Source organism: Microbacterium lacus (assembly GCF_002812805.1).
GTDB lineage: Bacteria > Actinomycetota > Actinomycetes > Actinomycetales > Microbacteriaceae > Microbacterium > Microbacterium lacus_A.
In genome coordinates, this window is the sequence record NZ_NMUM01000009.1 from 55469 (window position 1) to 67585 (window position 12117).

12 protein-coding genes are annotated in these 12117 nt (G+C 66.4%); 8 read left to right on the forward strand and 4 right to left on the reverse strand.

Annotation, left to right across the window (positions count from 1 at the left end; all coding sequences use genetic code 11):
- Positions 1 to 53: 53 nt before the first annotated feature.
- The 7 genes from urtB to CGU34_RS03540 all read left to right on the forward strand — a co-directional run bounded on the left by urtB (position 54) and on the right by CGU34_RS03540 (position 6531).
- A complete protein-coding gene (urtB, locus tag CGU34_RS03510) occupies positions 54 to 938 on the forward strand; it encodes an urea ABC transporter permease subunit UrtB (protein WP_100813249.1) in 885 nt (294 codons plus the stop codon).
- A complete protein-coding gene (gene urtC / locus CGU34_RS03515) occupies positions 935 to 2044 on the forward strand; it encodes an urea ABC transporter permease subunit UrtC (protein WP_100813250.1) in 1110 nt (369 codons plus the stop codon). The genes urtB and urtC overlap by 4 nt, the downstream gene beginning before the upstream one ends.
- Entirely contained in the window at positions 2041 to 2877 is an 837-nt protein-coding gene (urtD, locus tag CGU34_RS03520) for an urea ABC transporter ATP-binding protein UrtD (protein WP_198517670.1), read from the forward strand. The genes urtC and urtD overlap by 4 nt, the downstream gene beginning before the upstream one ends.
- A 1-nt stretch (position 2878) precedes the next feature.
- Positions 2879 to 3562 (forward strand): ATP-binding cassette domain-containing protein, encoded by a 684-nt coding sequence (locus tag CGU34_RS03525; protein WP_100813252.1) that lies wholly within the window; start codon positions 2879 to 2881, stop codon positions 3560 to 3562.
- A 76-nt stretch (positions 3563 to 3638) separates the two neighbouring features.
- Positions 3639 to 5342 (forward strand): hypothetical protein, encoded by a 1704-nt coding sequence (locus CGU34_RS03530; RefSeq protein ID WP_100813253.1) that lies wholly within the window; start codon positions 3639 to 3641, stop codon positions 5340 to 5342.
- Positions 5342 to 5944: a TetR family transcriptional regulator gene (locus CGU34_RS03535; protein WP_100813254.1), complete on the forward strand. Its 603-nt coding sequence runs from the start codon at positions 5342 to 5344 to the stop codon at positions 5942 to 5944. Before CGU34_RS03530 ends, CGU34_RS03535 begins: the two co-directional genes overlap by 1 nt.
- Positions 5941 to 6531 carry a TetR/AcrR family transcriptional regulator gene (locus CGU34_RS03540; protein WP_100813255.1) on the forward strand — a complete coding sequence of 197 codons (591 nt, stop codon included), beginning with the start codon at positions 5941 to 5943 and terminating at the stop codon, positions 6529 to 6531. Before CGU34_RS03535 ends, CGU34_RS03540 begins: the two co-directional genes overlap by 4 nt.
- 11 nt (positions 6532 to 6542) lie before the next feature.
- Here CGU34_RS03540 and CGU34_RS03545 read toward each other — a convergent pair whose 3' ends face one another.
- The 4 genes from CGU34_RS03545 to CGU34_RS03560 form a co-directional block, all read right to left on the reverse strand.
- Entirely contained in the window at positions 6543 to 6797 is a 255-nt protein-coding gene (locus CGU34_RS03545) for a hypothetical protein (protein WP_100813256.1), read from the reverse strand.
- Positions 6798 to 6948: 151 nt separating this feature from the next.
- Positions 6949 to 7338, reverse strand: coding sequence for a hypothetical protein (locus CGU34_RS03550; protein ID WP_100813257.1), 390 nt, complete (start codon positions 7336 to 7338; stop codon positions 6949 to 6951).
- Positions 7339 to 7340: 2 nt separating this feature from the next.
- Positions 7341 to 8501, reverse strand: a complete 1161-nt coding sequence (locus CGU34_RS03555; protein ID WP_100813258.1) for a class II glutamine amidotransferase — start codon at positions 8499 to 8501, stop codon at positions 7341 to 7343.
- A 16-nt stretch (positions 8502 to 8517) separates the two neighbouring features.
- Entirely contained in the window at positions 8518 to 10248 is a 1731-nt protein-coding gene (locus CGU34_RS03560) for an amidohydrolase (RefSeq protein ID WP_198517671.1), read from the reverse strand.
- A gap of 326 nt (positions 10249 to 10574) precedes the next feature.
- Here CGU34_RS03560 and CGU34_RS03565 point away from each other — a divergent pair, with 326 nt between their 5' ends.
- A complete protein-coding gene (locus CGU34_RS03565; protein ID WP_100813319.1) occupies positions 10575 to 12116 on the forward strand; it encodes a sugar transferase in 1542 nt (513 codons plus the stop codon).
- Position 12117 lies beyond the last annotated feature (1 nt).

Consider the following 12117-nt stretch of genomic DNA (forward strand, 5'->3'; position numbering starts at 1 on the left):
GGGCCCCCACTCCAGCACACCCAGAACGTCCCCCACAGAGAGAGCGACACGTCGTGGATGCACTCATACCGCCGCTCCTGAACGGCGCCGCACTCGGTGCGCTGCTGCTGCTCGCAGCGCTCGGCCTCACCCTCACCTTCGGGCAGATGGGGGTGATCAATATGGCGCACGGCGAGTTCATCATGGCCGGCGCCTTCATCGCCTATATGACCCAGCTGGTCGTGACCTCGATCAACCTCTCGATCGTCGTGGCGCTGCCGCTCGCCTTCCTCGGGGCGGGCCTGCTCGGCCTGCTTCTCGAGATCGGCATCATCCAATGGATGTACCGGCGCCCCCTCGACACACTCCTCGTCACCGTCGGTGTGAGCCTGATCCTCCAGCAGATCGCGTTGCAGGTCTTCCCCGCTCAGGGCGTACCCGTCGAGAGTCCCGATTGGCTCGACGGGCAGATCAATGTCTTCGGGTACGGGTGGCCGCTCCGTCAGGTGTTCACGATCCTGCTCGCCGCCCTGTGCCTGGCTGCCCTCGCCGCCTGGCTGAAGTACTCGGCCTTCGGACGCCGAATACGGGCGACGGTGCAGAACCGCGACCTCGCCGAGACCAGCGGCATCCACACCCGGGCAATCGACCGCCTCACCTTCTTCGTCGGATCGGGGCTTGCCGGCGTGGCGGGCGTCGCCGCATCCCTCATCGGCGGCACGAACTCCCAAATGGGAACGCAGTACATCATCCCGGCCTTCCTCGTCGTCGTCGCCGGGGGCATCGGCCAGATCAAGGGCACCGTGATCGCGGCTCTCGCGTTCGGTATCGCCCTGTCCTACTTCGCGGATTGGACCACCGGCAGCATGGCGCAAGTGCTCGCCTTCGTCCTCCTCGTCGTATTCCTGCAATTCCGACCGCAGGGCCTGTTCACGGTCCGCACCCGGGGGCTGACATGACAAAAATCAAACCGTGGCTTCCCCTCATCGGGATCGGGGTGTTCGCCGTCCTGTTGTTGGTCGTCGCACCCGCGGTGCTTTCGATGCACTGGATCAACAACCTCGGAAAGTACTGCTGCTGGGCGATCGCGGCCGTGGGCATCGGCCTGGCGTGGGGCCGGGGCGGAATGCTCGTGCTCGGCCAGGGCGTCTTCTTCGGTCTCGGTGCTTACGCCATGGCCATGCACCTCACCCTCGAGAGCGCGGGCCCCGATAGCCTTCCCGTCTTCATGATCCTGTACGACCCCTCGGCGCCCCTTCCGGCCTTCTGGGAGCCGTTCCGGAGCGACCTGTTCACGCTGCTCGCCATCCTCGTGCTCCCGGTGATCGCAGCCGGAATTCTCGGATACGCCCTGTTCAAGCGGCGCATCAAGGGCGCGTATTTCGCGATCCTCTCGCAGGCGCTGGCCGTCGCCCTGGCGGTGCTGATCAGCTCGACGATCCGCGAGACGGGAGGAGACACGGGACTCAGCGACTTCACGTACTTCTTCGGCTTCGTGCTGAACGACGACGCGAACAAGGTCATGGTGTTCATGATCGCCGCGGCGCTGCTGATCGTGTGCCTGCTCGCGGTGTGGCAGCTGAACCGCAGCCGCTTCGGTGAACTGCTGATCGCCACCCGGGATGCTGAGGAACGGGTCCGATTCCTCGGCTACGACCCCGCCAACATCAAACTCGTCGCCTACGTGGTTGCCGCGGTGATGGCGAGCATCGCCGGCGCGATGTTCGTACCCATCGTCGGCATCATCACCCCGGCAGAGATCGGCGCTTCCGCGTCGATCCTGATGATCGCCGGCGTCGCCCTCGGTGGCCGAGCGTCGCTCTTCGGCCCGGCTCTCGGGGCGATGGCCATCGGCTGGGGGCAGTCCAGCCTCGGCTCGAGTTGGCCGAGCGGATGGATCTACATCCTGGGTCTGGTGTTCATCCTGGTGACGCTCTTCCTTCCGATGGGGCTGTCTTCCCTCGTCGGCAAGGCGAAGAATGCGCTGTGGCGCCCACGCGCAGCGCCCGCAGCGCCCGTCGAGCCCGCCGCCGCGGCACCCGTTCTCGATGAGGTGAAGAAATGACCGGTATGGATGGTTCGCTCGTGGTCACGGATCTGCGTGTCGAGTTCGACGGATTCGTGGCCGTCGGGGGCGTCTCGTTCGATGCCCACCCCGGCGAAGTCCGGTTCCTCATCGGGCCGAACGGTGCGGGCAAGACGACCTGCATCGACGCCATCACGGGTTTATCCAAGGGCACAGGATCGGTCACGCTCGGAGGACAGGAACTCCTCGGTAAGGCCGTGAACAAGATCGTCAAGCTGGGCGTCGGGCGCACCTTCCAGACCGCCAGCGTTTTCGAGCAGCTGACGGTCCTGCAGAATCTCGACATCGCCGCGGGCCTCCACCGCTCGTCGTGGTCGCTCCTTCGCGCACGACGCGGCATCGATCCCGCGATCGAGGTCGCTTTGGCGGAGACGGGACTCAGCGACGAACGCGAAACACCCGCCGGCATCCTGTCTCACGGCCAGAAGCAGTGGCTCGAGATCGGAATGATGCTGGTCCAAGAGCCGCGCGCGCTGCTTCTCGATGAGCCCGTCGCGGGCATGAGCCAGGACGAGCGAACGGCCACCGGCGAACTTCTTCAGCGCATCGCGCAGCGGCGGACCGTGCTCGTCGTCGAACACGACATGGACTTCATGCGCCGCTATGCGTCTCGTGTCACGGTGCTGCACCAGGGCAAGGTGCTGTCGGAGGGCAGTGTCGCGCAGGTGCAGGCAGACCCCAAGGTGCAAGAGGTCTACCTCGGCACGGCCGCGGCTCCGACGACCACCGGCATGATGGCCGTCGCCGATGGGGCGACCCTGACGACAGATTCCACGACCCAGGATTCCACGATCCCGCGAGAGGGTGCCTGACATGCTCGAGATGAACGACATCCAGGCCGGCTACGGCCGGACACTCGTGCTGCACGGCGTGACGCTGCCCAGCGCGAAGACGGTCGCGGTGCTCGGCCACAACGGCGCGGGCAAATCGACGCTGCTGCGCGTCGCGATCGGCCTCATCAAGCCGCGCAGCGGCAAGGTGCTCTTCGATGGTTCCGACATCACGTCACTCGCTCCCAACAAGCGCATCGCGCGCGGGATGGCGTACGTGCCGCAGGGCCAGCAGTCCTTCACGCAGCTGACGACGATGGAGAACCTGCAGCTCGTGGCCGACGGACGCAAGCACGGCAAGGCGCTCATCGACGAGCAGCTCGCTCGTTTTCCCGCTCTGGAGAAGTTCGCCACCCGCAAAGCGGGCCTGCTCTCGGGTGGGCAGCGTCAGCAACTCGCGATTGCCCGTGCGCTCATCACCGAACCGAAGATGCTGATTCTCGACGAACCGACCGAGGGCATCCAGCCGACGATCGTCGCCGAGATCGAGCACACCGTCATGCAGCTCGCCAGCGAGGGCCTGTCCGTTCTGCTGGTCGAGCAGCACATCGGCTTCGCGCTCGAGGCCGCCGACAAATACCTCGTGCTGGCCAGCGGCTTCGCGTCGAGCACGGGCGACGGCGGGGCATCCGCGGCCGAGGGCGTGCGCGCCGCGATGGCCATCTGACAAAGGGGAGGCGCGCACTGGCCCCACGACCGCCGGCGGTGGGCCGCAATACGGCTGTAACACGCGAATCGAGACAATGAGCCCGACGCGCGAGGCGCAGGAGGTTGCGACGGTGACCAGGGCAGACAACGCGCGGGCTGCGGCCGAGGACAGCCTCGAGGACTACGCCTTCCGCTACGTTCCCCGTAGCTTCCGCCGCTGGAGCGCCAGTGCCGTCGGAATAACCGCGCTCGGCTCGATCGCGTTCCTCGCCGACTTCTCCATCGGCGCGAGCATCGGAATCGAGCACGGCACGAACAACGCCGTGCTCGGCATCCTCCTCGCTTCCGTGACGATATTCATCGTCGGCGTCCCGATCGCCTACTACGCCGCACGCTATAACCTCGACCTGGATCTGATCGCCCGCGGATCGGGGTTCGGGTACTACGGCTCGTCGATCACGACCGTCATCTTCGCTGTCTTCACCTGCATCTTCTTCGCGCTCGAGGGCGCGATCATGGCGCAGGGCCTGCAGGTGGCGACGGGGATCCCCCTGCCGATCGGCTATCTCATCTCGACGGTCGTCGTGATCCCGATTGTCATCTACGGGATGCGCGCGCTCGAGCGACTGCAGTTCTGGACGACCCCGCTATGGCTCGCCCTCGCGCTGCTTCCCCTGCTGTGGGTCATCGTGTCGGATCCCGAGGCCGTCAGCGCCTTCGTCTCGTTCAGCGGCAATTCCGACGGCGAGCTGCACTTCGGGGCGATCGTCTCGAGCGCGGCGGTGTGTTTCGCCCTGACCCCGCAGCTCGCCGAGCAGATCGACTACATCCGGGCCATGCCGCCGCGCACGCGCGTCAACTACCGCGCATGGTGGACATCGCTCCTGTTCGCGGGCCCCGGATGGGTGCTCTTCAGCGGGATCAAGCAGGTGGTGGGGGTCTTCCTCGCGGTCTACCTCTTCACGCGCATCGATCCCGACCTGGGCTTCCGTGCGACCGAGCCGGTGCGACAATTCGTCGGTCTCTATGCCTCGATCATGCCCGAGTGGCTCGCGATCGGGCTCGCCCTGATCCTGGTCGTGATCGCACAGGTCAAAATCAACGTCACCAACGCATACTCGGGCTCACTCGCGTGGTCGAACGTCTACACCCGCCTCACCAAGACCTACCCCGGTCGGTCGGTCTTCATGTACTTCAACCTGGCGATCGCGCTGGCGCTGATGTGGATGGATGTCTTCAGCCTGATCTCGTTCGTGCTGAGCCTCTACGCGAACGTCGTCATGGCCTGGCTCGTCACGATCGCCGCCGACATCGTCATCAACAAGCACATCCTGCGCCTGTCGCCGAAGTATCCGGAGTTCCGTCGCGGCATGCTTCACGACTGGAACCCGGTCGGGCTCGTCTCGGTCGGTCTGGCGTCGGTCCTCTCGCTCGCGGCCTTCGGCGGGGCGTTCGGCGGCGACATCCGGCCGTACTCGGTTCTCATCGCGATCGGGGTCGCCGTCATCACGACGCCCGTCATGGCGATCGCGACGCGCGGCCGCTACTACCTGCGCCGTCAGACCGACGGCATCGCGTCCCCCCTCCTCGATGCCGACGGGAACCCATCAGGTGAACGACTTCGCTGCCACGTCACTGGCTACACCTTCGAGCGCCCGGATATGCTGGCCTCGGCGGAACGCGGACCCCATGGGGAGACGCAGTACGTCTCGTCGCTGGCACTGACCTTGGATGGCTCCGACCGCTATGTCCTGCCACCGGAGCCGGCACCGCGTTCTGTCGGGAGAAGAGGGAAGTGATGGCGGAGACGGTGGACACGCCGACCGCGATCCTCGCGAGCGCGGCCGCGTCGCTCCGCGAGCACACTTTCGACGACATCTCGTATCGCTCGCTCGGCGACGCGGTTGGGGTCTCCGAACGCACGATCTATCGCCAGTTCCCAACGCGCTCACACCTTCTCGAGGGCCTGGCTCTGTGGCTCGAAGAGACCGAGTTTCCTCTCCCCGCTTTCGTCACCATCCCGCAGTTCCAGGCAGCGACGCGCCAGCGTTTCATCGACTTCGACGGCTCCCCCGCGTTCGCCTTCGTGTGCGCCCGCGCGGCCTCGATCTCGCCCACGGGCGAAGCCGAACCCACATTCCTCACTCGGACCGTCGAAGCCATGCTGCAGACGAGCTACCCGAGCATCGACGCCCGCGACCTTCGCCGCGTCTCGGCCACGCTCCGGTACTTCTCTTCCGCACAGTTCTGGGCGCGCATGCGAACGGGCTTCGACATGAGCGGGCCCGAGATCTCGGATGTCTTCGACAGAACCGTCGGACAGGCCCTCGGCCGCCTGACATCCGCGTCGAAGACCGCCGACACGATGACGACATCATCCAAGCCGAGCGACGCGGCGTGACCATCGCGAACTCCGCTGACGGCACCGTCTCAGATGCTGACCTAAACCGCACCCAAGAGGCCATCCTGTCCGCGTACGCGGAACTCATCGAGGAGCTCGGCACCGACGACGTCTCGTTCCGCCTCATCGCCCGACGCGCAGGCGTCGGTGAGCGCACCGTCTTCCGCAACTACGCGACCCGGGTAGACCTCTTGCTGGCGACGGCCGCGTGGATCGAACGAAGCATCTTCGCCCGCGAAGAATCACCCTCCGTCTTCGACACCCCGCTCGCGATCCGCGAAGCGATGGAGGCCTACGACCAGCGTCCCGAGCTCGCCCACGTGGTAGCCGAGACGACGATGCGGGGAGTGTCTGGAGCAGCTCCGACGCCGCGCAAGGAGCGCCTGGAAGCACAGTTGCGCGCGGAGGTTCCGGCGGTGGCCGAGACCGACCGTCGCGCGATCGTCGCAGCCCTGTCGCACATCGATTCCGCCGCGACCTGGGTCACCCTCCGCCGCGAACTCGGCATGAATCGTCGCGACATCGCCGACGCCGCCGCATGGGCGGCCGAGGCGGTGCTCGACCCGATCCGCGGGCACGTCGGCTGATCCTGAACTGCTCAGCCCAGCGCGATGAGCAACGACAACACCGCGAGACCGATCACTACGGGCACCATCGTGTACCGCTCGGGCTTGCTCCGAGAGATCGCGTTCAGGATGATTCCCAGCACAACGCTGCCGATGCGCACACCCGTGGGTAGAACGCGGTGCTGGCCGCCCCATGCGAAGTGCCCCCACGGCGCGCCCAGAGCGAGCGCCAGCTGGAAGGCGGCAAGGCCGACGAGCACGACGGAGAGGGCGATCGCGTAGGGCACGACTCACCGCAGCGGGCGAAGCATCCGGAACATCAGCCTTCGCGCGAGGGGAACGTGAGAAGAGGGGTGAAGCGCCGGCCATCCTCGCGGGACTCGCCGGACCGAAACCGGGGTTGAACTCACGCATGGCACATCCGGCGCGACATTGGGCTCACGCGAGCTGTGCAGTCCAGGCCTTGATCATCCGCCGCAGCTCGAGCCGATCCTTGTCTGGCAGCGTTACGCCCGTGAACGTCAGGACGAGCCGGTTGCGGTCGGCCCGGCGCGCGAAGGTCGGCAACGGGTCGAGGAGGATCTCCGGATGCTTCGGCTTCGGCTTCGCGCCCGTGTGCAGGATCAGCTGCACGGCCTCCGGCTTGCGCAGACTCATCGTCGCGAAGTCATCCGCGAGTGCATAATTCGGAGCCTTCCATTTGATGCTCTCGACCACGCCCGGCACGGCGAGCAGCTCGTCCCGGATCGCGTCGATCACCGCGACGTGGCGGTGATCCGTCCCCGCGAGCAGGGCATCGACTTCCGCGGACCGCGTGGGAAGGTCCACAGTCAGGGCGCGGCGACGGGAAAGTCCGGATAGACGCTCCAGCCCGCTTGGCGCTCCAACGCGGCCGCGAGTGAGAGCGCCGAAAACTGCGCGTGGTCGAGCCCGAGGGGCGAACGCACATCGATCGCGAGGGGCGGCGGCTCACCGAACTTCGGGATTTCAACCTCGGCCCACGCTCCACCGTCGAGCTCGATGCGAGGCCGCGCCGAACCCACGGCGAGCACGGGACTGTCTACCGCCAGCGAGATGACCGCGAGAGCGTCGATCTTGTTTACCGCGACCTGCACGACGAGCGTCGCCACGGCGTCGAACGCCGGGTCCACAACCTCGGGGGGAGTCATCGAGACAGAGCGTATCCCGGCACCCGCGATGGCGGGTTCGATCGGAACAGATCGGATCCCCGCCGCATCGATCATCGAGACCGTGTCCGACGGAACGTCATCCCACCCGCCCTGATCGACCCCGGTCGTCGCGATGACGAACGCTCCGGATGCGGCGCGCACGACGCGCAGGGTGTTGTAGTCCGGTCCGTGCCCCGACGGCAGGGTCTCGGGCGTGAAGCCGCGCTCCGCGAACGCCGCAGATGGGGTGGCTGCACGTCCCGCCGAGTGCACCACATAGAGGCCGGACGCGTCGAGCAGGAGGGCGTTGAGGCACGCGTCGGGGTACACGGCCCGCACCTCGTTCACGGCCGCCGCGATCGCGGTCAGGCGTTCCGTCTCGGCGGAGCCGGCGTCGCGGAGGTGCCGGCGGACCACTCCGAAGTAGACCTCGCTGTCGGTCGTCCCCACCAGCTCTGCGACATCGGCGGGCGCCAGCAGATCCAAGGCACGGTCGCGAGGCGCGAGCAACCCGTTGTGCTGGAACGCGAGCCCATCCCGTACGAAGGGTTGTGTGTTCTCGGGCAGGGCGGGCGACCCCTTACTGGCGAACCGCAGGTACAGCATCCGCGCGGCGCTGGCCTCGGCACCGTCGAGATCCGTCGGGACGAAGGCCGCGACGCCATCCTCTCCCTCGATCTCGCCGGAAGCACCGATCCACGCGGTCCCCCACCCGTCCGCGTGCAGTCGCGCGAGGTCCGCGAAGGCCTCGAGGAGTTCCACACCCCACGCCTCCGGCGGGGTGAGCGTGCGATCGGCGATATATGCCAGCATCCGAGACATCCGGCGCTCCTCTTATTCAGACGTTCGCGGCGTGCGGAGTGTGATGACAGCAGGCCGGCGGCCCCATCGCGCGCAGCTTCTCGAACGACGCACGATCGACCTGCCCGGATGCCTCGACGAACTCCTTCACGTCGATCCGCTGCCCACCGAGCCACGTGCCGTGAACGCGAATCTCGCCGATCCGCTCCGGCGCAACGGCGTAGGGGTCGGCCGAGAGTTCGACGAAGTCGGCGAGTTTGCCCGGCTCGATCGATCCGACATCGCCGTCCGTGCCGAGCGCGTACGCGGCGTTGATCGTCTGGGCGCAGAGCGCCTCCCACAACGTCGCGGCTTGATCGGGTCCATGCACGGCGCCCGAACTCGTGCGACGCGTGACCGCGGTCTGCACGTTGAGCAGGGGCGTCGGCGGCGAGACGCTCCCATCGTTGTGGAAGGACGGATGCACCCCTGCATCAAAAGCGTCGCGGAAGCGCTGCCACCCGGCGCCCGTCTCGGTGGCGAACAGCTGCCCGTCGAGCAGATCGCCCCAGTAGTAGTACTGGAACGGACCCATCGACGCGACCACACCGAGGCTCGCCGCGCGCCGGAACTGCTCGCCCCGCGCGCCTCCGACGTGCTCGACGCGCCACCGGTGGTCGGTCCCGAGCAGCTGGTGCTTCTCGAGTGCGCGCCCGAAGGCGTCGAGGACGATGTCGAGGCCGATGTCGCCGTTGACGTGGAAGGCCATCTGCCACCCCTCGGGGGCGTGCTCGTCGAGCAGCGCGTCGAGGCGCTCGCGAGGGTAGTTCATCATCTTCTCGCCCGGGACGCCGGCCGCGATCCCGGCCGCACGGGTCGCCGGGGTGTCGAGGTACGGCTCGGACATTGCAACGTTGCCAACCCAGGGCGAGCCGTCCGCCCACAGCTTGATTCCACGCTTGTGTAGCATCGTCGCCGGGACGTCTGAAACGAAGGGGTCACCACAGTCGGCCTCGGTGGACATGTGGTACAAAGCGACCCGCAACGGCGCGCTCGGCAGGGCGGCCAACGCCTCGTACGCGGGCTTGAGGCTGCTCTGGTAGGTGTGCTCGGACGTCGAGGTGATGCCCGCGCGTGACATGTAGGCGTAGTACTCGACCGCACCCTGCAATGGCTTACCCGGCAGCGCGGCCAGCACGGGATGAGCGATGGTGAGGCAGGCGGGGACCTCGGTGGCCGAGCCATCCAGGCTCCCGTCAGCGAGACGCCCGTAGCTACCGCCGGGCGGATCGGCGGGCGGGCTATCGATCCAGCCGAGCGCGCGCAGCACCGCAGACGACACGTACGCCGTGTGTCCCGAGTTGCCGAAGACGAGCACGAGCCGGTCGCCGAAGATGGCGTCGAGGAATGCTGCGGTCGGCGCCTCGTGGTTCTGCAGGAGTCCGTCGTAACCGAAGAACGACAGGGCCGTTCCCGCGGCGGTCTCGGCGATCGCCTTCTGGAAGATCGTGAGCACCGCATCCCAGGTGGGCGCAACCCACGGGGCGATGTAGTAGCCCGGCGGCATGGTGGCCATGCCGCTGAGAACCGGGTGGGAGTGGGAGTCGATGAAACCGGGCATCAGAACGGCTGCGCCTGAGTCGCGGACCTCGGCATCGGGCAGGGCCGCCCGGCATTCGGCGAGCGAGCCAACCGCGACGATCCGCTCCCCCGAGATGGCGACGGCCTCGGCGCGCGGCTTCTTCGGGTCCATGGTGAGGATTGAGCCTGCGGTGAGCACGTAGTCCATCAGGCGAGTCTCCTCGAGGGCGCAACCGATCCCCGGGGACACATGGGGATGTGCACATCATGGCTCACATGGGCACCAGCGATGCACTTTTGCGCGACACGGGCGACAAAATGGCCGCACTGGTACTCACAGACGGGACCGTCCGCTAGAGTGACGAACAGCACACTCTGCGGCTGGGGCCCGGAGTTACGTCGATCTGGGGTTGACGTGAAGTGCGTAAGGGGAAACGAGTCGGTGCATTTACCGTGCGCGGATTCTATGTCGACTGGGGATGACATGAAAATTGGGGACGCGTGGGGACGCGTGCGGAATTCCGCTGGGGAACGATGACCGCGATCGATGATGTGCGCGTTTTCGCGCCACCGATCCATATTGCGCCCGCGAAAGTCGGTCACCCGACAAGTGGTCGTACCGTCGCGAACGCGGCGCCGCGCATTCAACCGGGGCTGGAACAGCGCCGGCTGTGGGAGCGTCGGTATCTGAGACGACTCCGAGTAACTGACACCGTCATCGTCCTCGCGACGGTGGCAAGCACCGCATTCGGTGCCGTGGCATTCCCGGGTCTGACCGATGCCCATCTACCGAATGTCATCCGCGTCCCGGCGCTGACGGCGCTGACGTGGCTCGTCGTGCTCGCAATCATGAACACGCGCGACGCACGCATCATGGGCGCGGGGCCGAGCGAATACAAGCGAGTCGCCCATGCGACCGGTCTCGCCTTCGGTCTCTTGGCGATCGCGTTCGTCATCTTCCAGTGGCAGGGCGTGCGTTTCCAGCTCATCTTCGCGATGCCGATCGGCCTCGTCGCTTTGCTGATCGGGCGATGGTCGTGGCGCAAGTGGTTGCTTGCGAAGCGTCGGCTTGGGCACTATGCATCACGGGCGATCGTCATCGGCAGCCGAAAGGACGTCCGATACGTCATCAAGCGCCTGGAAAAGGACGGCCAGCTCGGCTACATAGTGGTAGGGACTGCGATCGCCGATGGTCGCACCGACGGCGTAGTCGTCGGGCGCCGCACATACGGTGTCGTGAGCAGCGTCGGTTCAGTCGCCAGTGTCGCGCGCGAAATCAATGCAGACACGATCATCGTGGCGAGCACTCCCCCGGACGACCCGGGATTCATCAAGCGGCTGAGCTGGCAGCTCGAGGGGACTGCCGCGGAGCTGATCCTCTCCAGTCGACTCGCAGATGTCGCCGGTCCTCGGATCTCCCTTCGACCCGTCGAAGGGCTGCCACTCATCCACGTGCGCATCCCCACCTTCGAGGGTGGTCCGCACCTCGTCAAACGCGCGTTCGACGTCGTCGTGTCGCTCATCGCGCTCATATCTATCAGCGTGCTCGCGCCGTTTATAGCCATCGCGATCAAGATCGACTCGCAAGGACCCGTCTTCTTCCGTCAGCTGAGGGTTGGACGTGACGGACGCGGCTTCCGCATGGTCAAGTTCCGGTCGATGACGACCACGGCGGAGCAAGAGCTCGCCGCGCTTCTCGACGCAAACGAGGGCTCAGGCCCGCTGTTCAAGATGAAAGCGGACCCTCGAGTTACCCGGGTCGGTCGAATCCTCCGGAAGTTCTCGCTCGACGAACTGCCTCAGTTCTGGAACGTACTCGTGGGCGACATGAGCATTGTCGGACCCCGTCCGCCACTGCCCAGCGAGGTCACCGCGTACGACGGCCGCGTCTTCCGGCGTTTGTACATCAAGCCCGGAATCACCGGGCTGTGGCAGGTCAGCGGTCGCAGCGACCTCTCATGGGAAGAAAGCGTGAAACTGGACCTTCGCTATGTCGAGAACTGGTCGCTCACACACGACCTGATAATCATGTGGCGGACCGTGAAGGTCATGCTGCAGCCGAGCGGGGCGTACTGAA

Excerpts from the sequence above, each read along its gene's own strand:
- CGU34_RS03560 (WP_198517671.1), bottom strand. The coding sequence starts at position 10,248 with ATGGACTACGTGCTCACCGCAGGCTCAATCCTCACCATGGACCCGAAG.
- CGU34_RS03525 (WP_100813252.1), top strand. The coding sequence starts at position 2,879 with ATGCTCGAGATGAACGACATCCAGGCCGGCTACGGCCGGACACTCGTG.
- CGU34_RS03535 (WP_100813254.1), top strand. The coding sequence starts at position 5,342 with ATGGCGGAGACGGTGGACACGCCGACCGCGATCCTCGCGAGCGCGGCC.
- CGU34_RS03530 (WP_100813253.1), top strand. The coding sequence starts at position 3,639 with ATGAGCCCGACGCGCGAGGCGCAGGAGGTTGCGACGGTGACCAGGGCA.
- CGU34_RS03555 (WP_100813258.1), bottom strand. The coding sequence starts at position 8,501 with ATGTCTCGGATGCTGGCATATATCGCCGATCGCACGCTCACCCCGCCG.
- CGU34_RS03565 (WP_100813319.1), top strand. The coding sequence starts at position 10,575 with ATGACCGCGATCGATGATGTGCGCGTTTTCGCGCCACCGATCCATATT.
- urtC (WP_100813250.1), top strand. The coding sequence starts at position 935 with ATGACAAAAATCAAACCGTGGCTTCCCCTCATCGGGATCGGGGTGTTC.
- urtD (WP_198517670.1), top strand. The coding sequence starts at position 2,041 with ATGACCGGTATGGATGGTTCGCTCGTGGTCACGGATCTGCGTGTCGAG.